23 protein-coding genes and 1 pseudogene are annotated in these 25,108 nt (G+C 70.7%); 2 read left to right on the top strand and 22 right to left on the bottom strand.

All coding sequences use genetic code 11. From position 1 onward, the window contains the following. Positions 1-18 precede the first annotated feature (18 nt). Genes WS95_RS25555 through WS95_RS25450 form a run of 22 tightly spaced genes read right to left on the bottom strand, consistent with a single transcriptional unit; the run spans position 19 to position 23,502 of the window. Complete coding sequence (locus WS95_RS25555) at positions 19-1,437, bottom strand: FAD-binding oxidoreductase (protein WP_059826811.1); 1,419 nt, start codon at positions 1,435-1,437, stop codon at positions 19-21. 2 nt (positions 1,438-1,439) lie between these two features. Beyond that, positions 1,440-1,982, bottom strand: a complete 543-nt coding sequence (locus tag WS95_RS25550; RefSeq protein WP_034208960.1) for a hypothetical protein — start codon at positions 1,980-1,982, stop codon at positions 1,440-1,442. A gap of 37 nt (positions 1,983-2,019) precedes the next feature. Next, positions 2,020-3,099 (bottom strand): ABC transporter permease, encoded by a 1,080-nt coding sequence (locus WS95_RS25545; RefSeq protein ID WP_059781843.1) that lies wholly within the window; start codon positions 3,097-3,099, stop codon positions 2,020-2,022. After that, positions 3,092-4,105, bottom strand: coding sequence for an ATP-binding cassette domain-containing protein (locus tag WS95_RS25540; RefSeq protein WP_059826940.1), 1,014 nt, complete (start codon positions 4,103-4,105; stop codon positions 3,092-3,094). Before WS95_RS25540 ends, WS95_RS25545 begins: the two co-directional genes overlap by 8 nt. Before the next feature lie 11 nt (positions 4,106-4,116). After that, positions 4,117-5,190 carry a TauD/TfdA family dioxygenase gene (locus WS95_RS25535; RefSeq protein ID WP_059826810.1) on the bottom strand — a complete coding sequence of 358 codons (1,074 nt, stop codon included), beginning with the start codon at positions 5,188-5,190 and terminating at the stop codon, positions 4,117-4,119. Positions 5,191-5,193: 3 nt separating this feature from the next. Further along, a complete protein-coding gene (locus WS95_RS25530; RefSeq protein WP_027786439.1) occupies positions 5,194-5,856 on the bottom strand; it encodes a class I SAM-dependent methyltransferase in 663 nt (220 codons plus the stop codon). A 28-nt stretch (positions 5,857-5,884) separates the two neighbouring features. Further along, positions 5,885-7,123: a citrate/2-methylcitrate synthase gene (locus tag WS95_RS25525; RefSeq protein ID WP_059826807.1), complete on the bottom strand. Its 1,239-nt coding sequence runs from the start codon at positions 7,121-7,123 to the stop codon at positions 5,885-5,887. A 1-nt stretch (position 7,124) separates the two neighbouring features. Continuing rightward, complete coding sequence (locus tag WS95_RS25520) at positions 7,125-8,972, bottom strand: acyl-CoA dehydrogenase (protein ID WP_034209461.1); 1,848 nt, start codon at positions 8,970-8,972, stop codon at positions 7,125-7,127. Further along, positions 8,972-10,063: a hypothetical protein gene (locus WS95_RS25515; RefSeq protein WP_059826806.1), complete on the bottom strand. Its 1,092-nt coding sequence runs from the start codon at positions 10,061-10,063 to the stop codon at positions 8,972-8,974. The genes WS95_RS25520 and WS95_RS25515 overlap by 1 nt, the downstream gene beginning before the upstream one ends. Continuing rightward, positions 10,060-11,643 (bottom strand): acyl-CoA ligase (AMP-forming), exosortase A system-associated, encoded by a 1,584-nt coding sequence (locus tag WS95_RS25510; protein ID WP_059826804.1) that lies wholly within the window; start codon positions 11,641-11,643, stop codon positions 10,060-10,062. Before WS95_RS25510 ends, WS95_RS25515 begins: the two co-directional genes overlap by 4 nt. Positions 11,644-11,663: 20 nt before the next feature. After that, entirely contained in the window at positions 11,664-12,839 is a 1,176-nt protein-coding gene (locus WS95_RS25505) for a PLP-dependent decarboxylase (protein ID WP_059826803.1), read from the bottom strand. Then, positions 12,829-13,818 (bottom strand): 3-oxoacyl-ACP synthase, encoded by a 990-nt coding sequence (locus tag WS95_RS25500; RefSeq protein ID WP_034208967.1) that lies wholly within the window; start codon positions 13,816-13,818, stop codon positions 12,829-12,831. Before WS95_RS25500 ends, WS95_RS25505 begins: the two co-directional genes overlap by 11 nt. A gap of 1 nt (position 13,819) precedes the next feature. Beyond that, complete coding sequence (locus tag WS95_RS25495) at positions 13,820-14,803, bottom strand: ferritin-like domain-containing protein (protein WP_059826802.1); 984 nt, start codon at positions 14,801-14,803, stop codon at positions 13,820-13,822. A 1-nt stretch (position 14,804) separates the two neighbouring features. Further along, a complete protein-coding gene (locus WS95_RS25490) occupies positions 14,805-15,434 on the bottom strand; it encodes a hypothetical protein (RefSeq protein ID WP_059826799.1) in 630 nt (209 codons plus the stop codon). Position 15,435: 1 nt separating this feature from the next. Further along, the gene (locus tag WS95_RS25485; protein ID WP_059826798.1) at positions 15,436-16,311 is read right to left on the bottom strand and encodes a hypothetical protein; all 876 of its coding nucleotides are present in this window, start codon (positions 16,309-16,311) and stop codon (positions 15,436-15,438) included. 7 nt (positions 16,312-16,318) lie between these two features. Next, positions 16,319-16,573, bottom strand: coding sequence for an acyl carrier protein (locus WS95_RS25480; protein WP_011350104.1), 255 nt, complete (start codon positions 16,571-16,573; stop codon positions 16,319-16,321). A 58-nt stretch (positions 16,574-16,631) separates the two neighbouring features. Continuing rightward, complete coding sequence (locus WS95_RS25475) at positions 16,632-17,735, bottom strand: hypothetical protein (RefSeq protein WP_059826797.1); 1,104 nt, start codon at positions 17,733-17,735, stop codon at positions 16,632-16,634. Positions 17,736-17,748: 13 nt separating this feature from the next. After that, positions 17,749-19,077 carry a hypothetical protein gene (locus tag WS95_RS25470; protein WP_059826796.1) on the bottom strand — a complete coding sequence of 443 codons (1,329 nt, stop codon included), beginning with the start codon at positions 19,075-19,077 and terminating at the stop codon, positions 17,749-17,751. After that, complete coding sequence (locus WS95_RS25465) at positions 19,067-19,810, bottom strand: outer membrane lipoprotein-sorting protein (RefSeq protein WP_059781826.1); 744 nt, start codon at positions 19,808-19,810, stop codon at positions 19,067-19,069. Before WS95_RS25465 ends, WS95_RS25470 begins: the two co-directional genes overlap by 11 nt. Continuing rightward, complete coding sequence (locus tag WS95_RS25460; protein WP_059826794.1) at positions 19,807-21,024, bottom strand: ABC transporter permease; 1,218 nt, start codon at positions 21,022-21,024, stop codon at positions 19,807-19,809. Before WS95_RS25460 ends, WS95_RS25465 begins: the two co-directional genes overlap by 4 nt. Next, positions 20,996-21,706, bottom strand: a complete 711-nt coding sequence (locus WS95_RS25455; protein WP_059826792.1) for an ABC transporter ATP-binding protein — start codon at positions 21,704-21,706, stop codon at positions 20,996-20,998. The genes WS95_RS25460 and WS95_RS25455 overlap by 29 nt, the downstream gene beginning before the upstream one ends. Beyond that, the gene (locus tag WS95_RS25450; protein ID WP_059826791.1) at positions 21,703-23,502 is read right to left on the bottom strand and encodes a fatty acyl-AMP ligase; all 1,800 of its coding nucleotides are present in this window, start codon (positions 23,500-23,502) and stop codon (positions 21,703-21,705) included. Before WS95_RS25450 ends, WS95_RS25455 begins: the two co-directional genes overlap by 4 nt. Before the next feature lie 419 nt (positions 23,503-23,921). Between WS95_RS25450 and WS95_RS25445 the strand changes: the two genes are divergently transcribed. Together WS95_RS25445 and WS95_RS25440 are read left to right on the top strand one after the other, a co-directional pair. After that, a complete protein-coding gene (locus WS95_RS25445) occupies positions 23,922-24,869 on the top strand; it encodes a fatty acid desaturase family protein (protein WP_059826789.1) in 948 nt (315 codons plus the stop codon). Positions 24,870-24,898: 29 nt separating this feature from the next. Next, positions 24,899-25,108 (top strand): annotated as a pseudogene (locus WS95_RS25440) (ferritin-like domain-containing protein); the annotation flags it as partial.

Raw genomic sequence — 25,108 nt, 5'->3', positions numbered from 1 at the left:
GCGCCGCGCAGCGGCGCGTCAGTAGCGGACCCGCCCGATCAGGCCCAGCGGGTCGACGGCGTGCTGGACCGCGGCGGCGACCTGCCGTTGCGCGGCCGGCACGTGCTTGCGGTAGTACGCGATATTGACGGGCCCGACACCGTGCTCGGCGCTGAAGCAGCCGCCCGCGCGCGCGACGCGGTCGTACAGCGCGCCGCGCAGCGCCATCTGCTGCAGCGGCCCGTAGCGTTGCGCGTCGGCATGCGGAATCGACACGACGAGATGGCAGCCGCCGTCGCCGAAATGGCCGAACGCGTGGCAGCGCAGCGACGGATGCGCGGCCGCGAGCCATTGCTCGGCATCGGCGACGAATCCGGCCAGCGCGCCGCGCGGGAACGACACGTCGAACGACAGCGGCATGCCGTCCTGCGCGACCGCGGCCGGCAGCGCATCGCGAATCCGCCAGAACCGTTCGGCCGGCGCGCACGCCGCGTCGAGCACCGCGCGTTCTTGCGCGAGCGCGTCGAGCGTCGCGATCGCGCGTTCCTCGAGCAACGCATCGAGCCCGGGCATGCCGGTCGCGATCTCGACGAGTGCGTAGCATGCGGCGGCGTCGGCCTCGAACGGCACCCGCAACGCCGGAAACACGGCGGCGACGCGCCCGATCGCCGCCGCCGACATGAATTCGAACGCCGACAGCATCTCGCCGAATGCGCGCTCGAACGTGAGCAGGCCGGCGAGCGCCGCGTCGTACGACGCGAACGCGACGAACGCCGCGCACGACGACCGTTCGAGCGGCGCGAGCGCGAACGACACGGCCGTCACGAGCCCGTTCGCGCCATTCGCGCCGATGAAGCACTGCGCGACGTCGAAGCCGACGTTGCGCTTGCGCAGCGGCGCGAGCGCGTCGATCACGGTGCCGGCTTCGTCCGCGAGCACGACTTCGACGCCGAGCACGTGACGGCGCACGTCGCCGTACTTGATCAGGCGGCTGCCGCCCGCGTTCGCGCCGACGAGGCCGCCGGCCGCCGGATCGCTGCCGAGATCGATCGGCAAGCAGAGCCCGGCTTCGCCCGCCACCCGATTGAGATCGGACAGCCGCACGCCGGCCTCGACCGTGATGCTGCGATTGGCCGGATCGAACGCGCGCACGGCGCGCATCCGCTCGAACGACACCACGCATTGCGTGCCGCTGCGATCGGGCACGGCGGCGCCGACGAGCCCGGTGCGCGCGCCCTGGGCGACGAGCGCGATCCGGTGCGCGACGGCGACGCGCACGAGCGCGCGCGTGTCGGCGGTCGAGGCCGGCCGCGCGACGCCGAGCGGCACGCCGCCGTAGCGCGCGACGTCGATCGCATACGGCTCGCATGCCGCGCCGTCGAGCCAGCCGTCGCCGAGCGCCGCGGCGAGCGCGTGCCGCTGCGCGGCGTGTGCCGCATGGGCGGGCAGCGCGTTCATCGTCAGCTTGCCCGCGCGAGCTGCTTGCGCAGCCGGCCGCGCACGACGACCAGCGCGATCAGCGGCACGACGCCGCCCCACAGCGGGCTGTGGCGCATCGCGATCGACACCGCGAGCGCGACGACGGTGACGGCGAGCAGCACGAGCGACAGCGAACGCGCACGCGCGTGGTCGACGAACGCGCCGTCGACGAAGCCGCCGTCCGACCAGGCGGTATGCACGATGCCGACCACCAGCACGCAGACGAGCATCGCGGCCGGCCCGAGTTCCTCGCCCCACAGACGGCTACCTGTCGGCGAGACGAGCGCGAGCACCGCGCCGATCACGAGGAACAGGTCGACGCCGATCGCGATGCTGTTGCGCTCCGCGCGGCGGATCAGCCACGCGCCGTGCACGAGCGCGAGCACGCCGCCGATCAGGAACGCGTGGGTCCAGCGCAGGCCCGGCTGCTCCGGGCCGAGCCGGCCGTAGAACAGGAACACGATCGCCGGCAGGAAGTTGCTCGCATGCAGCAGGTAGTCGGTTATGGGATGGTTCGATTTCATCGGTGTCTCTCCTTCGTCGAAACGGCGTGGCGACGCGTCAGGCGTCGTGCCAGCGGAACAGTCGCGCGGCGGCGAACAGGAACAGCGCGGTGCACGCGGTCATGCCGAGCAGTTGCGGCGCGAGCTGCGCGTACGGCGCGCCGTCGACCAGCGCGCCGCGCAGCGCGACGGCGAACTGGTTGGTCGGCAGGAACGCGAGCCCGGCTTTCAGCCACGCGGGTGCGTCGTGCATCGGGATCGTCAGGTCGCTGAAGAACAGCAGCGGGTAGTAGGTGACGTTGCACGCGAGTTCGGCCGCCGCGAGCGACCGCGTGCGGCTGGCCAACAGCACGCCGATGCTCAGCACCATCGCCGCGCCGAGCAGCACGATCGGCAACGCGCGCAGCCCGTCCGGCGTCGCGATCGGCAGCGCGATGCCGAACGCGACGCGTGCGACCGTCAGCAGCACGAGCGCCGACAGCGCCATCATCGCCATGCGCGCGACGATCAGCGCGGCGAGGAACACGCCGCGGGAGACCGGGAAGCACACGTACAGCTTGAACGTATTGCGCTCGCGCAGCGCGGCGATCGCGGTGGTCGTCGAGTTCAGGCCGATCGCCATGAACGCCATGACCAGGATGCCGGTCGCGAAGAACGCGCCGTAGTCGAACGGCCGGCGCGCCGGCGCGGCATTCTCGAAGCGCGCCTGCGCGGCCGGCAGCCCGAGCCGCTGCGCGGCGCAGCGCGCGAGCGCGATCTCGACGACGCGCGACGCGGCCTTGACCGCGAGCGGGCCGTTGAAGTCGTAGCGGATCGTCGCCGGCGTGCGTTCGTCGGCGCCGAGCACGACGGTCACGCGATCGGCCGGCGCGCCGCGGCCGCCGAAGGTCGCCTTCACCGTGTCGCTGTGCGACAGGCTGTCGACGATCTGCGCTTCGCATGCGCGGCTGTACGGCGTCGCGCCGCCGGGCGCGTCGAACGCGATGTCGGCCGTGCCGAGCGAGCCCGAGCCGCCGAACGCGAACAGCATCACGCTCAGCAGGAACACCGGGAACACGAGCGTCCAGAACAGCGACGAGCGGCTGCGCAGATAGCCGAGCAGCTCGTTGCGCACGAGGATCAGGAACACCTTAGTCATGGGTCGGGCCCTCGGTGCACAGGCGCAGCAGGTCGCCCAGCGTGCTCGGCGCGAGCGCGAGATGCTGGATGCCGCGTTCGCCGACGATCCGGTGCACGTTCGGATGCAGCGTCGCATCGCCGAACGCCTCGACCACGTGCGCGGCCGACACGCGCACGCCGGTCACGCCGGGCAGCGCCGCGAGCCGCTCGTGCAGCGCGCGCGCGTCGGCTTCGTCGCGGCAATGCAGGACCGCGCGCGCGTCGCCGACGAGCTCGGCGCGCAGCGTGTCCCGGTCGCCCTGGTAGCGCACGCCGCCGTCGCGCACCCAGACGAGATCGTCGACCACGCTCAGTTCTTCCTCGGAATGGCAGATCATCGCGACGCTCGCGCCCCGCGCGCGATGGCGCAGCAGGTCGATCACGACGCCCGCATAGCGGCGGTCGAGGCCCGTGAACGGCTCGTCGAGCACGGCCAATTCGGGCCGGTGCGCGAGCGCGACGTACAGGTCCACGCGCTGGCGCTGCCCCTTCGACAGCGCGCGGCACGGCTTGTCGAGCAGTTCGGCGATGCCGAGCGCGTCGGCGATCGCCGCATCGGTGTGCGCGTACATCGCGCGGTGCAGCGCGACGATCTCCGAGACGCGCAGATGATCGGGATACTCGACCTTTTGCAATTGCGCGCCGATCCGCTGCAGCGACCGCGAATCGCGCATGAAGCGCTCGGACGGCACGTCGAGCACGCGCACGTCGCTGCCGCCGCGCCGGAAGCCGAGCAGCGTTTCGAGCAGCGTGGTCTTGCCCGAGCCGTTCGGCCCGACGATCGCGGTGATCGCGCCGAGCCGGAACCGCACGTGGCGCGCGGTAAAGCGGAAATCGCCGGCCGCGACGTCGATCGCGCGCGCGCCGAGCGCCGCGCCCGGCGCATGCGCATCGGGCAGCGGCGGCAGGCCCGCGCGCTGCGGCCGGTCGAACGCGGCGGGCGCGCCGAACATCGCGCGCACGGACGCAAGAAACGAAACGCTCATCGTGGGCATCCTCAGTCGAACAGCATGACCTGCGTGTCGCGCGCACCGCGGTACGGGTTGCGGCCGTGCGCGACCAGCATGTTGTCGACGACGAGCACGTCGCCGGCCTGCCACGGGAACGCCCGCTCCTCGACGTCGAGCGCGTCGTAGACCGCCACCAGATCGTCGAACGGCATCGGCGTGCCGTCGCCGTAGCGGATCTCGTACGGGAACGCGGCGCGTGTGCCGTACATGCGCTGCAGGTAGCGATAGCTGAGCTCGCCCATCGAACGCGGATTCGGGTGCTGTGCGCTCGCCTGGTTGAACCACACCGTCTCGCCGGTGCGCGGATGCGTGCGCAGCGCGCTGCCGACGTGCGACACGGTCACGCTGCCGTCGTCGAGCCAGCGGCAGCCGACACCGCGTTGCGCGCACAGTCGCTCGACCTCGTCGCGGTCCGTCGTGCCGAATGCGTCGTCCCACGGCCGGTGGTAGGCGGCGAACGGCAGGTTCGGGTTCGCGGCGAGGCCGTCGGCGCGGTCGCCCGGCGCCGCGAAATTGCGCAGATACATCACGCCGCGTTCGGCGAACCGCGCGCGCAGCGCGGCCGGCACGCGCGCGGTCACGCGGCGCATGTCGCAGATCGGCGTCTCGCCGCCCGCGTCGGCCGGCTGCCGGCAGTAGAACGCGACAAGGCGCGGGAACGCGGGCATGTAGGCCATCTCCTGATGCAGCCCGATCCTGAACGGCGGCGGCATGCGGGTCGACTCGTAGACCTGGCCGTCGATCTGCCGGCGCGGGGCGGCGCCGGCCGTATAGCCGTTCGCGTGCGCCGGATAGAGCGCGCCGAGGCGGCCGAACGCGGCGGTGTCGGGCACCGCGAAGCCGCGCCACAGCAGCGCGCCGCACGCGTCGAGCAGCGTGTCGATCGTGTCGAGCCGCGAGCGGTACCACGCGACGAACATCTCCGGCGACGTCGCGAGTTCGGCGCTGCGCGGGGTCACGCACAGCGGCAGCGTCGCGCCGGGCGCGACCGCCGCGCAATGCACGTCGTCGGCGCCGAGCCGTGCGGCGGCATGGGCGGCGAGGAAGGCGAGATCGGTCATCGCTCAGGCCAGCGCCGGTTTCTTCAGCAGGATTTCGAAGCCGAGCGCGCCGAGCCCCGCGCTCGGGCTGTAGATCGACGCCACCGCCGCGAGGCCGGCCGCGGCGACGAGCGCATGCGCTTCGTCGAGCGTGATTTTTTCCTCGACGTGGGTCGGCGGATAGTCGGCGGCCGCGCGCATCTCGGTGAAGCGGTCGAGCAGGTGCTGCGGCGCGTCGCGGCGCATGTCGTGCACGAGCGCGATGCCGCCCGGCTCCAGCACGCGATACATCTCGGTCAGGCTGAGCGCCTTGTCGGGCAGGTGATGCAGCGTCGCGCGGCCGACTGCCATCGTCAGCGTGCCGTCGTCGAACGGCAGCGCGAGCGCGTCGCCGACGCGCATCTCGATCGTGTCGTCGAGCCCGAGTTCGCGGATGCGCGGGCGGCCTTCGTCGAGCATCGCCGGATCGAGGTCGATGCCGACGTAACGCCAGCCGCGCATCGCCGGATCGGTCGCCAGGCGCACCGGCACGACGCCGGTGGCCGTGCCGATGTCGGCGATCGTGCCGGGCGTCATCCCGCGCGCCAGCTGGCGGATGCGACTGATGAACAGCAGGTCCCAGGGTTCGAGCGTTTCGGTGGCGAAGCGATCGTAGTCGTTCGCCGGGCGCAGGTTCTTGAGCAGCATGACGTTCCTTGTGCGAAAGAGTGAGGGTTCACAGCCAGCCGACCGGCACGGCGGCCAGGAGCCGTCGCGCGGTCGCGCTGTTGACGCCGAACGCGGGGCGGCGGCGCCGTTCGACCGCATGCGCGGCCATCGCCGCGATGCGCGCGCCGAGCCCGACGCCGACGCCCCACGACGGCGCGGCGACGCCGAGTTCGAGCAGCGTCGCGGCGGTCAGGAAATCGATGTTCGGCCGCAGCGCGCGGCGCGCGTCGGCCTGCGCGCAGCACGCGTCGAACAGCGTCACGTAGCCGCCGTCGAAGCCGCATGCCGCGAACCGGCCGCGCAGGTGCGGCGGACGCGGATCGGCGACGAACAGCGGATGGCCGAAGCCGTACAGCGTGCGCTTCGCGTCGAGCGCCGCATCGATCGCCCCGCGCCCGGCCGCGTCGAGCGCGGCCGGCGGCGCGCCGGCGCCGCCCGGCACCGAGCGGGCGAGCGCCGCGAGCCACTGCATCGCTTCGAGCGCCGCGCCGACGTGCGACGGCCCGCTGGCGAGGAAGCCGGACGCGATCGCCTGCGCCAGCGTGACGCCGGTGCCGATCGCGACGCGCGGCGCGAGCACGGTCGGCGTGATGTAGCCGAAGCCGGCGTGCCAGGCGACGAGCAGCATGTCCATGGCCGCTTGCGCCGGCGCATCGCCGCGCGTCGCGCCGGTCAGCACGAGCATGCGTTGCGCTTGCGTCGCGGCCGCGTCGAGCGACGCGCGGCCGGCCGTGCCGGCGGCGAACGGCCGGCCCTCGATCGCCGCGTGCAGCAGGAACGGCGCGGCGGCCGCGCACAGCAGCATCGTGTCGAGATCGGCATCGTCCGGCGCCGGGCCGCGCACGCGCCCGGTCACGTCGTCGAGGCCGCGCAGCAGGCCGGACGCGGCCGCGAACACCGGCGCGACGCCTGCCGCGCCGAGATCGGCGGCGACCGACTGGCCGACCGAGCCCGGCGCCAGCGCGTCGGCGAACGCCGCGAGCCGCGCACCGAGCGTCGCCTCGTGCGCGCGATGCGCGGCGCTGCCGGGCGCGACGTCGAACCACAGATGCGCGAGCGCGCCTTCGAACGTCGTCGCACCGATCAGCGCGTTCAGGTCGAGGTCGCGCACGCGCAGCGCTTCGGGGTCGAGCGTCGCGCCGTCGATGTCGGTGCCGCGATGGCGCGTCGCCGGGCGGCCCAGCAGATTGCGCGGCGCGTCGCCGGCTGCGGGGATGGAGGTGCGGGAATCGAGTGTCGTGTCCATGTCATTCCGCCGCGGCAAGTTCGTCGCTGCTGACGCTGATCGCCGCGTGCGCCATCGCGGCGATCACGGCCGCGTGCTGGTCGACGACGGGCAGCACGTTCGCGAAGTAGTAGCGCGCGCTTTTCAGCTTGCCGCGATAGAACGCGAGCTCGGCCGGCGCGTCGGCCGTTTCGGGCGCGTCGAGCCGGCGCGCGGCGATCGTCGCCGATTCGAGCAGCACCCACGCCGACGTGACCACGCCGAACATCTCCAGGAAGCGCGTGTAGAACTGGCTGCTGCGATGCGTGTGACCGTCCTGTACGTCGCGCGCGATGTCGTCGAGCGCGGCGGCGATCCGGTCGGCGCCCGCGCGCAGCGCATCGAACAGCGGCCGCAGTTCCGCATGCGTGCCGGGTTGATGCTGATGGGCGAGGAATGCGTCGAGTTCGTCGCGGTAGTACTGGATCAGCCGCGAATGACGGCCGAAGCCGAGCTTGTCGCGCACGAGGTCCTGCGCCTGGATGTAGTTCGTGCCTTCCCAGATCGACAGGATCTTCACGTCGCGCGCGTTCTGCTCGACGGGGCTCGCGTCGGTGTAGCCGAGCCCGCCGTGCACCTGGATCGCCGTCTCGCAGATGCGCCACGCCTGGTCGGAGATGAACGCCTTGCAGATCGGCGTCAGCAACAATTGCAGCTTGCGATGGCGTTCGATCTCGGCCGGGTCGGCGTCGGGCGTCGCTTCGAGCATCGCCGCGCGCGTCGCGGTCGCCGCGAGCTTGCCGAGCAGCCCGCGGCAGCCGTCCACGCGGCTTTTCATGTCCACCAGCATGCGCTGCACGTCCGCGTGCTCGACGATCGCGACGCGCGCGGCGTTCGTGTTCGACGCGCGCTCGATCGGCCGGCCCTGCAGCCGGCGGCCCGCATACTCGACCGCGTGCAGGTACGCGCTCGACGCGACGCCGACGCCGAACATTCCGGTGCTCATCCGCGCCTGGTTCATCAGCGGCATCAGTTGCAGCAACCCGACGTTGCGCCGGCCGCCGAGCAGCCAGCCCTTGGTCGTGCCGTTCGCGCCGAACACGAGGTGCGTGTTCGCGCAACCCTTCAGCCCCATCTTGCGCGGCAGGCCGATGCAGTCGACGTGGTTCGGTTGCAACTCGCCGGTTGCCTCGTCGGGCCAGAAGCGCGGCACGACGAGGCACGACAGCGAGAACGAATCCGGCGACGCCGTGTCGATGCGGCCGAGCACGAAGTACAGCGTGTTTTCCGTCAGTTCGTGCATGCCGGCCGAGATATAGACCTTCTCGCCGTCGATCGCGTAGACGTCGCGTTCGAGCGGCGTCGCGCGCAGCGCGACCGCGGTGAGGTCGGTGCCGGCCTGCGGCTCGGTCGCGCAGAAGCACGCGTCCCAGCGGTACGCTTCAAGCGGCGCGACGAGCGCTTTCTGGTGCGGCGTGCCGTGCATCTGCAGCAGCTTGATCGCGGGGCGCGTGAAGCCGCCGTAGGTCATGAACGACGGATTCGCGCCCATGAACATCTCGTAGATCATCTGCGTGACGATCGGCGGCAGCCCGTGCGCGGTGCCGAACAGCGTGTTCGACCACTCGTCGCGAAAGCGCGCCCACAGCGCGTGGAAATGCGAAGGAATCCGTACCTGTCCGTCGTCGAGCAGCGTGCAGCCCTCGACGTCGGCCTGCTGGTAGCTGCGGCCGAGGTCGAGCGCGAAATCGCGTGCGCGTTCGAGCAGCGCATCGACCGACGCGCGATCGTGCGCGCTGTACGGCCCATGTTCGAGAAAGTGCCGGTCGGCCTCGAACAGTTCCCACAGAAAGAAGCGCAGTTCGCGCAGGCTGACCTTGTATGCGCTCATCATGCGTCTCCTTCGATATCGAGCGCGGCGTCGAGCCCGCCGGCCAGATCGACGACGGCCGCCGCCGCCGCGCCGTGCAGCGCCGCGTCCCACACGAGCACCGTGCGGCGTTCGCCTTCGTCCAGCGCGCCCGCGAGCCGGATCAGCGCGGCGGCCGATTCGGCGGACGACAGATGGCCCGATCCGTCGTGCTGGATGCGCGCGGCGACCGGAATCGACGCGGCGTCGGCCACGCGCGCCGCGAAGCCGGGATCGAAGCCGGGCGGCACGCACCAGTCGATCTGGCTCGCGCGCAGGTTGGCTTGCTCGAGCGCGCGGCGGATCGCGCGGGCGGCGACCGGCGCGAGCGTGTCGCGCAGCGCGACCGGCGCATCGGCCCACGGATCGGCGATCGACGGCCCGAATTCGAGCGCGACCGCCCGCACGCCGCCCCATGCGGCCGGCTCCGGCGCCGGGCCCGCGCGCGAGACGAGCAGCGCGGCGGCCGCGTCGCCGTAGCCGACCAGGTCGCCGAACTGGCGGAAGAACGGATAGAGCCACTTGTCGCTGAGGATCACGAGCGCCTGGTCGCCTTCGTCGAGCAGCCCGTCGAGCAGCATCAGCGCCGAATACCAGCCGAGCGTGCCGTTCTGGCCGAGCGCGAACGGCGTCACGCGCTGCAGCCCGAGTTCGTACTGCATGCGGCCGACGACCGAGTCGCCGATGCCTTCGTTGAGTGCGCAACTTGCGACGATCACGTGCGTCGTGCGCGCAAGCGCGCCGGAGCCGAGCTGGTCGCGCAGGTCGAGCGCCGCGTCGGCGGCCAGGTCGGCGAGGCTGCGCCCGGGCGGCGCGACGCGCAGCACGGGGCGGCCGCCCGGCGCGAGGCGCGTGCCTTCGTCGGGCGTCAGCGCGCCCGTGCCGCGCGGCCGCGCAAAGCGCGCCTGCGGCAGCAGCAGGTGCCGGTAGCCGGGATGGCGCTCCTGCGCCTGGATCGCGCTGAACACGACGGCGGGCGGCAACACCACGACGCCGCCGGACAACGCGAGCGTGCCGGGCGCGGCGACGCGGGGCGCGCCGATACAGGTTTCATCGAGCGTCGACAAGGTCATGCGGCGGTCTCCTCGAGGTTCGGGCGCGCGAATGCGTCGCGATACTGCGCTTTCAGCGCCGGTCGGTCGATCTTGCCGTTCGGGTTGCGCGGCAACGCCGGCAGCGGCTCGACGACGAGCGGGTTCATGTAGGTGGGCAACGCGTCGCGGCACGCCCGCGCGATGTCGGCGCGGCACGCGTCGGCGTCGAGCGTCGACACGACGCACGCGGCGATCGCCTCGCCGAGCGCCGGGTGCGGCACGCCGAACACGGCGGCCTCGCGGATGTGCGGCAACGCGAACAGCACGTCCTCGACCTCGGTCGGGCTCACGCGATAGCCGGACGTCTTGATCATGTCGTCGCCGCGCGCGACGAAATACAGATAGCCGTCCGCGTCGCGCCGCACGATGTCGCCGGACCACACGGCGACGTCCGGGCGCGGGATCTCGCCGTGCCGGCGCGGCAGCGGGCGAAAGCGCTGCGCGGTCAGCTCGGGCCGGTTCCAGTAGCCGAGCGTGACGAACGCGCCGCGATGCACGAGTTCGCCGGGTTCGTCGGCCGCGCATTCGCTGCCGTCCGCGCGCAGCACGAGGATTTCCGCGTTCGGCACGGCCTTGCCGATCGACGTCGGGCGCAGTGCCGCGTCGGCCGGTGCGAGGTACGTCGAGCGGAAGGCCTCGGTGAGCCCGTACATCAGGTAGGGCGACGCTTGCGTGAACAGCGCCTGCAGGCGGTGCAGCAGCGGTGTCGCGAGATGCCCGCCGGTATTCGCGAAGCGGCGGATCCGCGTGCGCGCGGCATCGCTCCAGCCGGCGGACGCGAGCTGCATCCACAGCGGCGGCACGCCGGTGATCGACGTGACGCCGAACGCGTCGCAATGGCGCGGCACTTCGGCCGGCTGCAGGAAGTCGAGCGGCGTATAGCATGCGCCGGACGCCAGCGCGGTCGTGAGCTGGCTCAGGCCCGCATCGAAGCTGAGCGGCAGGACGCCGAGCACGACGTCGTCTTCGGCGAGCCCCTGGTACGCGGCGACGCTGAACGCGCCCGACACCAGGTTGCGGTGCGACACGACGACGCCTTTCGGCTTGCCGGTCGAGCCGGACGTGTAGAGCAGCGCGGCCGGATCGTCGTCGACCGGGCGGCCGGCGGCGGCCGCTGCCGACGCCGGCGTGTCGGTGCCGGGCGAGTCGATCGCATCGGCCAGTGCCTCCATCAGCATCACGCGTTCGCCGACGAGCGCGGCGAGCGCCGGCAGGCGCTTGAGCCGCTGCGCGCCGGTCACGAACAGCGCGGCGCCGCTATCGGCGACGATGTGTTCGATCTGCGCTTCCTTCAACTGCGGATTGACCGGTACGAAGATCGCGCCGAGTGCGTTGGCCGCGAGCATCGCGACCACGGTTTCGATGCGCTTCGGCGCGTAGATCGCGATGCGTTCGCCGGGCTGCACGCCGCGTGCTGCCAGCACGGCGGCGGCGCGCCGGATCGCGCGGGCGAGCTGGTCGTAAGTCAGTGTGCCGCCGCCGTCGGCATAAGCCGGACGCTGCGGCCAGCGCTGCGCGCCGTGTTCGAGCAGGTCGGCGACGCTGATCAATGCGTTCATGATCGGCTCCTCTGGAAGGTCTAGGCCGGCCGCACGTACACGTGCGCGGCTTCGTGGGACAGGAAATGCGCCATCGAGTACGTGCGGTGATACGCGCCGCAGCGTGCGAACACGGCGATGTCGCCGACCTGGGGCGGCGCGCCCGTGTCGTCGCGGCCGATCACGTCCGCGCGGCTGCAGGTGCTGCCGACGTAGAGCGTCGGCACGCCGCGAGGGACCGGCGCGGGTGCGAGGCGCACGAGCGACGGCGTGGCCAGGCGGCGCATCACCGATTCGGTCTGCGCGAGCAGGAACGCATGCGACAGGCCGCCGTCGCAGACGGCGATCGTGCGGTCCTGCCACGCCTTCACCGCGACGACGCGCGTCGCGAACACGCCCGCATCGGCGAAGATCGCGCGGCCGGATTCGTGCGCGAGCGAATACCGGCCGGCCAGCGGCGCGAGCGCGGCGGCATAGCGTTCGAACGCGGCATCGCCCGGGTGATCGTCGGCAAAGCCGCCGCCGAGGCTCAGCGCGCCGAGCGGCGCACCGTTGGCCGGCGCGAGATCGCGGGCCAGCGCCGCGAGCAATTCGGGCAGCACGAGCGTGTCGGGCTGCGTCGCGTCCTGGCGGATGAACGAATGCGGGCCGGAGAACACGTGCAGCCCGGCCACGGGCAGGCCGGCGGCCGCGAGCGTGCGCACCGCGTCGTGCGCCTCGTTCGGCGTCATCCCGAAGTGGTCGTGCCACAGCGAGCGCGCGTGGACGCCCGCCAGTGCGCCGGCATTCACGCGCAGCAGCACCGCGCCGGGCGTGCTGCCGCCCGCCGCCGCTTCGCGCGCGAGCGGCACGAAACGCGCGACCGCGTCCGGGTTGTCGAGCACGAAATGGCAGCGCGACGCGAGCCCCGCGCGCATGAACATCTCGTCCATCGCCGGATTGTTCAGGTAACGCGGCGTCTTGATCCGGCCGATCACAGCGTCGAGCTCGCCGCGGCTCGCGAGTTCGACGCCGTCCTCGTACGCATGCGCGCAGCGCGCGAGCATGTCCTGGTTCGGGTTCGCCTTCAGCGACACGATCAGCCGCGTGCCGAGCCGCGCCTTCAGCGACCGGTAGCGGGCGATCGCGACGTCCGGCTCGTACACGTAGCACGGCGTGCGCAGGTCGGCGATCCAGGCGTGATCGCCGGCGGGCGGAAGCGGGCGCTCAGGCGTCATGGCGGCCCACCGGATGAAGCGTGGCGGCTGCATACGCGCCGCAGTTCGACTGCATCACGCCGAGCACGCGCCGGCCGCGCGCGACCGCATCGAGCCCCACGTCGGCCAGGTTGATCGGAAAGTCCGAACAGCACGCGTGACCGCGCGCATGGATGTTTTCCGCATACAGCCGCTCGGCCGGCACGCGCATCGCGCGGCACAGCGCGTTCCAGCCGGGCAGGTCGGCGTTGTGCGGCAGCACGAGATCGTATGCGTCGAGCGCATGCGGCTCGAGCGCGACGGCCGCGTCGATCGCGCGGCGCGTGTACGGCCACTCCATCATGATCAGGTCGGCCTCGTTCGCGGCGACGGTGTCGGACCCGCGATGCCATTTCGCGTGCGTCTCGATCGCGATGCCGCCGAGCCGGTTCTTCGTGCTGTTGCGCGCGATCAGCATCGCGGCCGCGCCGTCGCACTGCACGCCCGTCATCTGCCGCATCCGGTAATCCTCGCCGTACACGCGGTCGGACGACACGACGAGCGCCGCATCGAGCTGCGGATGGCGGCGCATCAGCGCGCGCACGGTTTCGATGCCGGCCGCGACCGACACGCAGTTCAGTTGCGCGACGGAGCCGAGCCACAGCGGCTCGATGCCGAACTGCGCGGCCACTTCGTGCGGCAGGCTGCGCGGGGCCGGCGGCACGCTGAACTGCTGCGTGTGCACGTGCACGATCGCGCCGACGTCGGACGGATGCACGCGCGCGGTGTCGAGCAGCCGGCCGACGGCCGCGATCGCGAGATCGGTCTCGCTCGTGTCGAGCGCCATATGGAAATAGCGGCTGCCCGACTGCGCGATCGCGGCCGCCCGCTGCGCCGGATAGTCGCGTTCGGCGGCCCAGGCCTCGATATCGACGGGCGGGCCCGGCAGCTCGTAGGCCACTGCGTCGATGCCGATCCAGAAGCCGGCGTCGCGGGATGCGTGGGAGGAGGGCATCGTCATGTCAGTTGAGCGGCATCGCCGCGTAGTCGAGGACGTCGAGCTTTTCGAAGGTCGCCTGCACGGTCGGCGTGAGCAGGCCCATCTCGCGGATCGTCGGCACGAGGCGCCGGAAGATCGAGCGGCGGATCGAGCTCGACACCGGCGATTCGCGCACCATCGCGCTGCATTCGCGCTTCGACAGCCCCATCGGTTCCCAGATGTCGTCCGCGCACAGGTGTTCGTACAGCACGGCCGCGCCTTCGCAGACGAATTCCTCGCGCTCGCGCAGCTCGTGCGCGCTCATTTCCGCGTACACGCGGCACAGCGTGATCCGGCCGACCGCGAAGTGACGCGCCTCGTCGCGCTGGATCCGCAAGAACAGGTCCTTGACGAACGGATCGGTGCTGTACGCGACGACGCTCTGGAAGATCGACAGCGCGATGCCCTCGACGAGCACCTGCATCCCGAGGTTCGTCATGTCGAGCGCGCTGCTCGTGATCGTGTCGTGCAGCAGCCCCTTCAGCGAGCGGCTCATTGGGTAGCTGACGTCGAGCTTCTCGTTGACGAGCTTCGCGTACGCCTCGACGTGGCGCGCTTCGTCCATCATCTGCGCGGCCGCGCACAGGCGCGCGCTCAGGCCGCTCTCGGCCGACGCGAGCTTCGACGCGCAGATCAGCGCGGCCTGCTCGCCGTGCAGGATCTGCGACAGCAGCCAGCCCTGCGCGTGATGGCGCACCTCGCGCTTGTCGGCGTCGGCGAGCTTGCCCCACAGCTCGGTGCCGTAGATCAGCAGCGTCGGGTCGGGCATGCCGAGCGGATTCGCCGGGTCGAGGTCGTGGCTCCAGTCGACGTCGGTCGCGACATCCCACTGCGCGGCCTTCGCCTTCTCGTACAGCCGGTTCAGCGCCTCTTCGCGCAGCGCGTAGTCGTTCGACATCAGCGCATCGACGGGCATCGACCAGCGGATATCGGCCGTGTCCTGCATCACGGTAAGCGTGTCATTCATGTCAGGGTCTCCCCGGCCGCGCGGCGGCGCCGGAATGATGGGCGGAATCGATGAACGGAGCGGCGGCGCGCGACGCGCCCGGGTGCGGGTCGAGCCGGATCGCATAGGCCGGCCACGCGCCGCGCAGTTGTGCGTCGAACGCATCGGCGAGCCGTGCGGGCCAGATCGCGCAGCACACGCGGTTGTCGCCGGCGAATTCCGCATCGCGCAGGATGCGGTCGCCGATCCAGACGACCGGCGCGCCGCGCGCGGCGTCGCGCAACGCTTCGTCGTACAGGTGCACGCCGAGCAGCACGTGCGGCGCGAGCAGTTCGGCCGGCAGCGCGCCGAAATACGGCGCACAAACTTCGATGAACAGGCGCGCGTCCGGATGCACGGCGCCGCGAATCCGCGCCGTGATTTCCGCGAGGAATGCGAAATACTGGACGTGGTCGAGCAGCACGCGTCGTTCGCCGCCGGCCACGTCGTACGTATTGCCCGCGTCGTACGCGTCGCCGGCCGCCTCCGCGAGCGCGGCGCGCGCATAGTCGGCCGGCGTGTCGAGCGGCATCCGGTATGCGCTGGCCGCGACCGCAACCGGCTGGCGCACATCGCGCGCGATCCGGTACGTGAAGTGAACGGGTCGCACCATGTCACGCCTCGCCGTCGAGAGAGAACGTCGCGTCCGGCGCGAACTCGACGTCGGCGATCGCGTAATAGCCGTTCAGCGCGAGCGAGCAGACGGCCGCGCGGCGCGGCGTGTCGCCGTCGCGGTGCGCGAGCAGCACCGACAGCCACGGGTCGCTGCCGAACGCATGACCGAACAGGCCGTGGCCGTCCGGTAGCAGCGGCGTCTTGCCGACCGACGCGAGCAGCGCGCGGCGCGACGTGGCCGGAAAGAACGGCAGCGCCGCGTGCAGCCCGGGGCGCGCCGCGCAGAACGTGCGGATGTCGCGACCGAGCCGCACGACCGCGCTGGCCGGCGGCGCGGCGTCCGCGACGACCGACTGCGCCGGTTCGCGGCCGACGTCGACGAGCAGCGTGCAGACGCCGAAGCCCGAGCGCCCCCAGGCGGGATTGCCGTGCCAGTACGTATAGCCGTGCACGTCGATGTCGACGATCTGCAGCAGCAGCGTGCGCGGCCCGGTCTCGGCGGCGGTCGCGAGCGTGCGGCGCAGCACGTAGCCCCAGCCCGCGCACTCGTACGAGCACGTCATCCAGTCGGGCGTGTAGTCGTTCGTACCGGCGAGCGCCTGCGCGAACACGCGATGCTGCGGCGAGTCGTTCATCAGCAGCATCGACAGGATCGTCGAGCTGACCACGTAGTCGTCCGCGCCGATCGCGCCGCACAGCCGCTCGCGTTCGGCACACGCCAGCGCGCCGATCGAGCGGGCCGCGTCGTCGAGCGGCACGGCCGCGCCGTCGCGCGACGGCGCGACGCGCCGGTACGCGAGCGCCTGCACGGTCAGCGCGGTCGCCGGAGCCGGCTGGACGGCGGCTGCCGCCACGGGGGCAAGGGGCGCGAGCATCGTCGTATCAGGCCGCGTGCTGCTGGCGGCGCAGCTGCGCGTCGAGCTGCTGCAGCGTCGTGTATTGCGTGATGTTCAGCGCTTCCGGATCGATCGAACCGTAAAGCTGTTCGCAGAACACGATCAGCTCGACGATGTTCAGCGAATCGATGCCGAGTTCGCCGATGCCGGCGTCCGTGTCGACGGTTTCGACGTTGAGGATCTTCGCGACTTCGCGGGACAGGATGTCGAGCGCGTCGGCCGGAACGTTCTGGGTCGTCATGAGGGGAGCTCCTGAAGTTGAGTTGGATTGATCGGGATCGATCGGCCTGTCGCGTGGGTCAACTGCCGGCTTCGCAGCGCAGGCTCTTGCGAAGCTCGTGATAACAACGGTACGAACTGCCTTCCATCTTCGAAAACGCCAGCAGGTCGCGCTGGTCGTCGAACAGCGGCACCTTGCCGTCGCGGACGAGCGCGCTCAGAAACTCGTTCGACAGCAGCTTGATCGCGAGCACGCGCTGCACCTTGCCGAAGCTGTAGTGCGCGTCGTCGGTCTGGTTGCGCGCGGCGTCCGCGATGAAGCGGTGCACCGCGCGGGCGTCGGCGTCGAGCTCGACGCGGCCGGTCCGTTCGAGCCAGCCGACGTGCGCCATCAGCGCGCGCACGAAGTACGGCCGCACGACGGTCAGGTATTTGTTGAACACGGTCGGGCCGCCGATCCGCAGGCGATCCTCGGCGGCGATGCGCACCTGGCCGCCGACGTTCGCGAGCTGCAGGTTGCCCGCGAGGAACGGCGCGCCGCAGGTTGCGCGTGTCAGCTTTCGGTACTCGTCGGGCCACACGAGATAGGCGGCTGGGAACATCACACCCGGCAGGCGTGCCGCGACGACGGCCATGCAGTCGCGGTGCGCCTCGATGCCCCATACCTTGTCGACCGTGAGCGCGAGCCCGTTGTCGTCGCTGCGTGCGACGGTGCGCCAGGCGGCGAGCGTCGGGCCGCCGCCGTCGCTCATCAGGAACGCGAAGTTGTGGCCGGCGTCGATGCACTCGCATGCGCGGCGGTTCTGGTCGTCCGAGAAGAACAACCCGAACATGATGCGGATGAACGCGCGCATGAACGGCTTGAACAGGTGATGAAACCCTTCGCGGCCGATCTGTTCCAGCAGCGCTTCGGTGAGCGGCGCCTCGTCGTGCCGAAGCGGCGTCGACGCGGACGCGTCGGGCAGCACGTCCGGTGTGGATGCGCGCAGCGCGATCACCATCTCGCTGTCGAGCAGCCGCACGGCGGCGGCTTCAACCAGCCGGGTCGCCGCACGCGGCGGGGTGCCGAGCGTGACGAGGTTGTCGAGGTGGCGCAGCACCGGATACGCGGCCTGGTCGGCCACGCGCAGCAGCAGCGGCGAGGGCGGCGTGGCGGTCGAAGCGGGAACGGAAAGCGTGGACATGGCAGGGTTCCTGTCAGAAACGCACGCGCACGGCGGCGTCGATACGGGTGCCGAGACCGACCATCCGGTACTCGGACTGGCTGTCGGAGAATGCGCGCGTGACGGCGACGTCGACGCTCACGCGCTTGTTCACGTCGGCGACGACCTGCGCGATCGCGAGCAGGCCCTTGTCCTGCGGCGAATAGACGCCGCGCAGCGAATACTCGACGCGGCCGATTTTCTTGCCGAGCCGCGCGAACAGGTAGTCGCGCAGGCTGCCGTCGACGCTCACGAAGTTGGCCGTGCCGCCGAGGCCGGCCAGCGCGGCGCCGGGCGCGACGGGCAGCAGCGCGTCGTTCGCCTGCGCCGCGCCGACCATCCTGCGCCACTGGCTCGCGTCGTAACGCGCTTCGTCGTGCGACCACTCGACGATCAGCGACAGGTTGCCGGGCAGCGCGCTCTGCATGCCGACCGCGCTGCGCCACATGATCTGGCGATCGTTGCGGCGATCGACGGCGTCGTACGCAGCCGCCGAATCGAGCGGCGTGCCGTTCGCGATGAACGCGGGCAGCGGCCGCGTCGTGCCGCGTTCGAGCCAGGCGCCCGCATAGACGGTGTTCGAGCGCGCGACGTCGAACGACAGCGTCGCGCCGGCGCCGCCGCGGCCCGCGTGACGGCCGGCGAGCAGGGCGGCCGAGCCGCCCGACCAGTTGTATGCGCCGCGCACGAGCTGCGTCGCGCCTTCGACGTCGCGGTTGTCGACGTCGTTGCGCAGCGTGCGGTTCTCGCCGGCGATGAACTGCAGCGTGGTCTGCTCGCCGGCCCATTTCGCTTCGACGAGCGGCGTGCCTTCGACGTCGCCGTAGCGGTCGTAGATGTCGGCCGTCGCGGCCCGTTTCTGGAAGAAGCCGAGCGGGAAGAACGCCTGCGACGTGTCGAGCGCGTCGATCCGCTTGCCGGCCGTGAGCGTGATGCCGTTGTCGAACGCGTAGCGCACGCCGGCTTCGTTGAAGCGGCTCGCTTGCGCGCCGAGCGAATGATTGCCGGCGACGACGCGCGCATTCGCGAACAGGTTCTCGCCGTCGATGCGTGCGAGCAGGCCGGCTTCCTGCAGATTGCGCGGCGAGTCGCCGATCAGGCGGCCGAGCAGCGCGCGGCCGTCCATGCTGTCGACGGAGCGCGCGTAGCCGATGCCGTTGAGCGTGCCGAGCTGGTCCATCAGCGATTCTCCGTGCGCGAGCGTGCAGCCGAGCGCGAGCGGAATGGCGAGCGCGATACCCGGCCAGTTGCGGCTGGCCCGGCCGGACGACGAACGGAGGCAATCACGATGAGCGTCGGCATCGGCGTCGTACTCACTGGCCATCGGCGAGCGTGTCGGGGTTGAACCAGCCCGACGGAATCTTGCGCGGCTGGCCGTCGAGGATGTCGACGACGCTCGCGCGCTGCTTCTCGACCTCGTTGCGATACGTGATCTTGCGGATCACCTTGCGGCCGTTCGCGTCGACCGGCGCGGAAAAATCCGCGCTGCGAAACAGCAGGCCGCTCGCGAGGAAGAACTGCGCGCGCACCGGCACGTCGGTATCGGGCGTGACCCACAGCTTGATCGTCGGGTACACGTTGTCGGGGTCGGTCGCGGTCAGGTCGAGCTCGGTGGCCGGCTTGCCGTCGATCGGCGTCGTGCCGGGGGCTGCCGTCGCGCGATAGCTGTCCGCCCAGTGCGTGCGCGTGATGTCGCTGATCACGACTTCGCCTTGCAGTCGCTGCATCCCGTTGATGCGCACCGCGCTGCGCGTGTTCGGCACGTAGAACCAGTGCCCGCGCGTGGTCGCGAGGTATTTCTGGCCGTCGTTCTCGCCGCTGCGCGTGAGCGCGAGCGTGTCGCCGTTGCCGCGCGTGTAGACGAGATAGCGGGTCGCGTCGCCGGATTGTCCGCCGACCTCGTTGGTGATCCGGATGTTCGTCTGCGTATCGGCGGCCGTGCTGCGGTAAGCGTCGGCGCGGGCGAGCATGGTCTGGGCCGTCGGCACGTCGGCTGCGAGGGCGGCGAGCGGCGCGCACGCGACGAGCGCGGCGAACGTAACGCGAATGCGATTCATGGGGCGAGTCCTTCGAGGATGTTGCGTTTCGCGAGCCCGAGCGTCGCGAGCAGCGCCGCGGCCACGCCGAGCACGACGAACGCGGCTTCGACGGCGGCCATGGCCACGGGCGACACGGTGAATTCGAGCAGGATCGGTTTCACGCGACCGGGCGGCGCGGGCAGGTGGATCTGCGCGTGATTGAGCGCGACCATCGTCAGCAGCGCGAGCGCGATGCCGGCGGCCGCGCCGAGCAGGCCGAGCAGCGCGGTTTCCTGGATCAGCACGCCGCGCACGGTGGCGGCCGGCACGCCGAGCGCGCGCAGCGTCGAGATCTCGCGGCGCCGCTCGACGATGCTCATCAGGATCCAGTTGCTCATCGACAGCAGGATCGTCACGCAAAGGATGGCGCCGAATACCGAGAACTGGTTCTTGTACAGCGCGACGACCTGGTGATAGAGCGACACGAGCTGGTCCCAGGTCCGCACGTCGAGCGTCGGCAGCGCGGCGCGCAGCGTCGCGGCGGCGGCCGGCGTATGCGCGGTATTCGACAGGAACACCGCGATGCGCGACGCGCGATCGGTGCGCAGCAGCGCCTGCGCGGCCGTGAACGTCACGTCGACGATCCGTTCGTCGACGTCCTTGTTGCCGGTGCTCATCACCCCGACGATCTGCGCGTCGGTCGCGTTGATGCCGCCGTGCGCGGTCGACGCCATCAATTGCACGACCGAGCCGACGTGCACGCCGAGCTTGCGCGCGAGTTCGGCGCCGACGACGACTTCGGTGCCCGCATGCGTCGGCGACAGATAGCGGCCCGACAGCACCGTGTGATAGTCGAAGAAGCCGGCCGGCTCGCGGTTTGGCTCGATTCCTTCGCCGACGAAGCCGTAGCTCAGATCGCCGTTCGACACGAGCCCGTCGAAGTCGATGCCGCGCGCGGTCGTCGCGACGCCGGGCAGCGCGGCGATCGCGCGCGTCGCGGCAGCCTGCTCGTCGGCGGTCAGCCCGTACTGCAGCGGCCGTTCGCCGATCAGGTCGAGATAGCCGCGATGCAACACCTGCACATGGCCGACGCCGCTGTCGATCGACCCTTCGCGCACCGCGTCGAACGTCGCGATCACGTAGCCGAGCGCGAGGCTCGACGCGAACGCGGCGACGCCGATCATCGCCATCGTCAGCACGGTGCGGCGCCGGTTGCGCCAGAGGTTACGCCACGCAAACGTCGACCAGTTCACGATTCACTCCCGGTACGCCGTCGCGCATCTCGATGCGGCGCGGCAGGTGCGCGCACAAACGATCGTCGTGCGACGCAATCAGAAAGGCGGTGCCCAGCGTGCGGTTGGTGTCGAGGATCAGCTCGGCGACCGCCCGCGCGTTGGCGCTGTCGAGGCTCGCGGTCGGCTCGTCCGCGATCACGATCGCCGGCTCCTTGGCGAGCGCGCGGGCCAGCGCGACACGCTGCTGTTCGCCGCCCGACAGCTCGCCGGGGCGGTGTCGTTCGCGCGCGGCGAGCCCCACCGCGTCGAGCATCGCGCGAGCGCGTTCGCGCCGCGTGCGCGGCGTGCCCCACGCGAAGCAGCCGAGTTCGACGTTCTCGAGCGCCGACATCACCGGAATCAGGTTGAATTGCTGGAACACGAAGCCGATGCGCTCGCGGCGAATCCGTTCGAGCGTGTCCGGCGCGTCGTCGATCCGGCGGCCTTCGAGCCAGCGTTCGCCGCTGCTCGGCACGTCGAGAAAGCCGGCGAGGTTGAGCAGCGTGCTTTTGCCGCTGCCCGACGGGCCGACGAGCGCGACGACGTCGCGCCGGCCGATGGAGATCGTCGCGCCGCGTACGGCGACGACGCGTCCCGCGCCCTCGTACACGCGGGTGACGTCGCGCAGTTCGAGCACGGGGCCCAGCGACGCGGCCGTCATGCGAACGCTCCCTGGCCCGCTTCGACGGCGGCCGATGCGGGAATCACGGGCAACGCGCCGTTCGCATAGAGATCGCGACACTTCAGGCGCTGCAGCTTGCCGCTCGTCGTGCGCGGCAGCGAGCCGGGCTCGACGAAACACAGATCCTGCGCGGCGAACCCGATGCGCGACGCGAGCAGCTGCTGGCACTCGGACCGCGTTTGCGCCGTGGCGTCGACGGGCCGCGCCTCGATCGCGACGACCAGCCGCTCGGTGCCGGTTTCCGGATCGGGCAGACCGAACGCGATGCACGTGCTCTTGCGCAGCGCGCCGTGCGACGCCAGCGCTTCCTCGATCTCGTGCGGGAAATAGTTGCTGCCGCGAATGATGATCACTTCCTTCTTGCGGCCGAGGATATGCAGCTGGCCGTCCGCGACGTAGCCGATGTCGCCGGTGCGGAACCAGCCGTCGGCCGTCAGCGGCGCGGCGATCGTGCCGTCGTCGGGGTTCAGGTAGCCGAGCATCACCGACGTGCCGCGGATCGCGACTTCGCCGACTGCGCGATTCGGCAGCGCGTGGTCGCCGTCGTCGAGGATGCGGAACGCCATCCCTTCGATCGGCGTGCCCATCGCGAGCACCGTTTCGGTTTCCGCTTCGGTATCCGCTTCGGTATCCGCTTCGGTTTCCGTCTCGTGGCCGTCGTTCGCGGCGGCCGGCTGCGCGTCGCGGCGCTCGATCAGCGCGCGCCGGTCGAGCGTGTCGGCGATCACGTACGGTGCGCCGTCGACCGCGCCTTCGTGCCATGCACGGTGCATCGATACCGCGAGCGTCGATTCGGCCATCCCGTAGCACGGTTGCAGCGCCGACGCCGCCAGGCCGTACGGCGCGAACGTCGCGGCGAAATCGCGCAGCGTCGCATCGTCGACGCGTTCGCCGCCGATGAAGATGTTGCGGCACGCGGACAGATCGACGCCGTCCATCGCGGCGGCATTGAAGCGGCGCACGCAGTAGCGCAACGCGAAGGTCGGCACCGACGTCGTCGTCGCGCGCACCGATGCGATGCGCTTGAGCCAGCCGAGCGGATTCCGGATGAAGCTGTTCGGCTGCATCATCAGCAGCGGGGCGCGGTAGTGGAGATTCGACAGCAGCGTGAGCAACCCCATGTCGTGATAGAGCGGCAGCCACGACGCGGTGCCGTCGCCGGCTGCGACGTCGAAGCGCACCGACCCGCCGATGCCGAGCACGTTCGCGATCACGTTCTCGTGGCTGAGCACCGCGGCCTTCGGATACGACGTCGAACCCGACGTGAGCTGGACATGATGCGGATCGCGGCCGCTCTTCGCGCTGATCAGCGCTCGCGTGCCGGCCTCCGCGGCGCTCGACAGCATTGCGAGATCGACGACGCGCGTGGACGCCACGGGAAACGCCGCATCGTGCCAGGCCGCGGCCTGCGCATCCGCGGCAACGACGATACGCGGCCGGTACAACTCGCACGCGACGTCCGCCACCTGCCGTCCGGCCGTTGCACGCCGCGCGGGAACGGGCACGGTGCAGGGCAGCGCGCCCGTCATCACGCAGGCCATCATCGCGACCGCATGCTCGACCGATGCGGGCAGCGCGAGCATCACCAGATCGTTCTCGCGCACGCCGAGCTCGCGCAGCGCGCCGGCCTGGCGAAACACCTCTTCCGCGAAGCGCCGGTACGTGATGCTCGCTTCGCGGCCTGCGTCGTCGACGAACGTCATGCGATGCATGGCGCCCGCGACGTCCTCGAGCGATTCGATCAGGCGATGAATGGTGGATGCGTACTTCGTCACGAGGGTTCTCCCCTTGAGGAACACGGCCGCTCGCGCAACGGTGCCGGCGGCGCCGTTCGTCGAGTGAGGAGGATTCTTGCCGGATCGATCCGCTGCGACAAACGGAATCTATGCAGGCTATGCATGAGCGCAGCGCATCCACGAGGGCCGGCGCAGTTCCTTGTCAGCGTGCCCGGACGCGAGGTGACTGGTCGGTCTCATTCGACCGGTCGTCTAGTTCACGATGTGGTTCGCTCATGCGCAGGCGTCATGCAATGCGTTCGGAAAATTCGCTTGTCCGAAGCATCGACTCACAGAAGAATTGCATCCCGGCAGCGCGCCAGCGTCGCCGCGTCATCGTGCCGGGCAGGGTCCGGCTCAAGGAGAGCGTCTTGTCCGTCACCTCATCGCCTGTTGCCCGCTCGAAACCGGTTGCCGACATGAAGAGCCGCCCGAGCGGCGTGGTCTTCTCGCTGAAACTGGCGGTGTACGTCGCGCTCGTCGCGCACGGGATGATGTTCGCGCTGTCGGCGCTCGTGATCGTGAAGATCGTCGGCATCCTGCTGATCGGCGCGATGTATGCGCACGGCGTCGAACTGCAGCACCAGGCGCTGCATTACCAGGGGTTTCGCAGCAAGCGCCTGAACATGGTGTTCGGCGTGCTGCTCGGCATGCCGATGCTCGTGTCGTTCCACGCGTATCAGGACAGCCACCTGCGCCATCACCGGCTGCTCGGCACGCCGGAGAACAAGGAGTTCTTCGACTACGGCGACCAGTACGGCGCGAGCCCTGTCGTCAATGTCGGGCTGTGGGCGTGGCGACTGTCGATGGCCGCGCACTATATCCAGTTCGCGAAGAACGTCGCGAAGCTCGTCGTGCCGGGCGCGCGCTTCGGCGACAACGCGCTCGTGTCGCGTGCGATCCGCCGCGACTACCTGCTGATGGCCACGGCGATCGCGCTGCTCGCCGCGCTGTCGTTCGTGCTGCACACGTGGTTCGCCGTCTGGGTGTGGGTCGTGCCGCTCGTATGCGTCGCGGCGCCCGTGCATGCACTGGTCGAGATGCCCGAGCACTACCGCTGCGACCTGACGAGCACCGACCCGTTTCGCAACACGCGGACGATCGAGAGCAACGCGTTCATGACGTGGTTCACGAACGGCAACAACTATCACGTCGAGCATCACATGATGCCGAGCCTGCCGATCGAGCGGCTGCACGACCTGCATGGCGCGATCGCGCCGCGCATCCGCTATTACCACCGCACCTATCGGCAGTTCTACTACGCATTGCTGCGCGGCCGGCTGTCGCCGCGCTCGGTGGACGACGATCGGGAGGACCGCGAGCCCGATGCCGAAGCGGTCGCGCCCGCATCCACGCAATCGGCGTGATTACCGGCGCCGAATGCGTTGCGACGACGATGACGACGATGCTCTATCCGGAACTTTTCAGGTCGCTCGAGGCCGTCCGCTGGGACATGGAGAAGGACATTCCGTGGGACAGGTTCGACGCTTCGCTGCTCACCGACGAGCAGGCGAAGACGATCAAGATGAACGCGATCACCGAATGGTCGGCGCTGCCCGCGACGGAAATGTTCCTGCGCGACAACCAGCACGACAGCGACTTTTCC

This window comes from Burkholderia sp. MSMB1826 (genome assembly GCF_001526325.1).
In the GTDB taxonomy this organism is placed as follows: domain Bacteria; phylum Pseudomonadota; class Gammaproteobacteria; order Burkholderiales; family Burkholderiaceae; genus Burkholderia.
Note: the sequence above shows the minus strand (reverse complement) of the source record. Positions and strands in the feature narration are given on the sequence as shown.

Excerpts from the sequence above, each read along its gene's own strand:
- WS95_RS25555 (WP_059826811.1), bottom strand. The coding sequence starts at position 1,437 with ATGAACGCGCTGCCCGCCCATGCGGCACACGCCGCGCAGCGGCACGCG.
- WS95_RS25550 (WP_034208960.1), bottom strand. The coding sequence starts at position 1,982 with ATGAAATCGAACCATCCCATAACCGACTACCTGCTGCATGCGAGCAAC.
- WS95_RS25545 (WP_059781843.1), bottom strand. The coding sequence starts at position 3,099 with ATGACTAAGGTGTTCCTGATCCTCGTGCGCAACGAGCTGCTCGGCTAT.
- WS95_RS25540 (WP_059826940.1), bottom strand. The coding sequence starts at position 4,105 with ATGAGCGTTTCGTTTCTTGCGTCCGTGCGCGCGATGTTCGGCGCGCCC.
- WS95_RS25535 (WP_059826810.1), bottom strand. The coding sequence starts at position 5,190 with ATGACCGATCTCGCCTTCCTCGCCGCCCATGCCGCCGCACGGCTCGGC.
- WS95_RS25530 (WP_027786439.1), bottom strand. The coding sequence starts at position 5,856 with ATGCTGCTCAAGAACCTGCGCCCGGCGAACGACTACGATCGCTTCGCC.
- WS95_RS25525 (WP_059826807.1), bottom strand. The coding sequence starts at position 7,123 with ATGGACACGACACTCGATTCCCGCACCTCCATCCCCGCAGCCGGCGAC.
- WS95_RS25520 (WP_034209461.1), bottom strand. The coding sequence starts at position 8,972 with ATGAGCGCATACAAGGTCAGCCTGCGCGAACTGCGCTTCTTTCTGTGG.
- WS95_RS25515 (WP_059826806.1), bottom strand. The coding sequence starts at position 10,063 with ATGACCTTGTCGACGCTCGATGAAACCTGTATCGGCGCGCCCCGCGTC.
- WS95_RS25510 (WP_059826804.1), bottom strand. The coding sequence starts at position 11,643 with ATGAACGCATTGATCAGCGTCGCCGACCTGCTCGAACACGGCGCGCAG.
- WS95_RS25505 (WP_059826803.1), bottom strand. The coding sequence starts at position 12,839 with ATGACGCCTGAGCGCCCGCTTCCGCCCGCCGGCGATCACGCCTGGATC.
- WS95_RS25500 (WP_034208967.1), bottom strand. The coding sequence starts at position 13,818 with ATGACGATGCCCTCCTCCCACGCATCCCGCGACGCCGGCTTCTGGATC.
- WS95_RS25495 (WP_059826802.1), bottom strand. The coding sequence starts at position 14,803 with ATGAATGACACGCTTACCGTGATGCAGGACACGGCCGATATCCGCTGG.
- WS95_RS25490 (WP_059826799.1), bottom strand. The coding sequence starts at position 15,434 with ATGGTGCGACCCGTTCACTTCACGTACCGGATCGCGCGCGATGTGCGC.
- WS95_RS25485 (WP_059826798.1), bottom strand. The coding sequence starts at position 16,311 with ATGCTCGCGCCCCTTGCCCCCGTGGCGGCAGCCGCCGTCCAGCCGGCT.
- WS95_RS25480 (WP_011350104.1), bottom strand. The coding sequence starts at position 16,573 with ATGACGACCCAGAACGTTCCGGCCGACGCGCTCGACATCCTGTCCCGC.
- WS95_RS25475 (WP_059826797.1), bottom strand. The coding sequence starts at position 17,735 with ATGTCCACGCTTTCCGTTCCCGCTTCGACCGCCACGCCGCCCTCGCCG.
- WS95_RS25470 (WP_059826796.1), bottom strand. The coding sequence starts at position 19,077 with ATGGCCAGTGAGTACGACGCCGATGCCGACGCTCATCGTGATTGCCTC.
- WS95_RS25465 (WP_059781826.1), bottom strand. The coding sequence starts at position 19,810 with ATGAATCGCATTCGCGTTACGTTCGCCGCGCTCGTCGCGTGCGCGCCG.
- WS95_RS25455 (WP_059826792.1), bottom strand. The coding sequence starts at position 21,706 with ATGACGGCCGCGTCGCTGGGCCCCGTGCTCGAACTGCGCGACGTCACC.
- WS95_RS25445 (WP_059826789.1), top strand. The coding sequence starts at position 23,922 with ATGAAGAGCCGCCCGAGCGGCGTGGTCTTCTCGCTGAAACTGGCGGTG.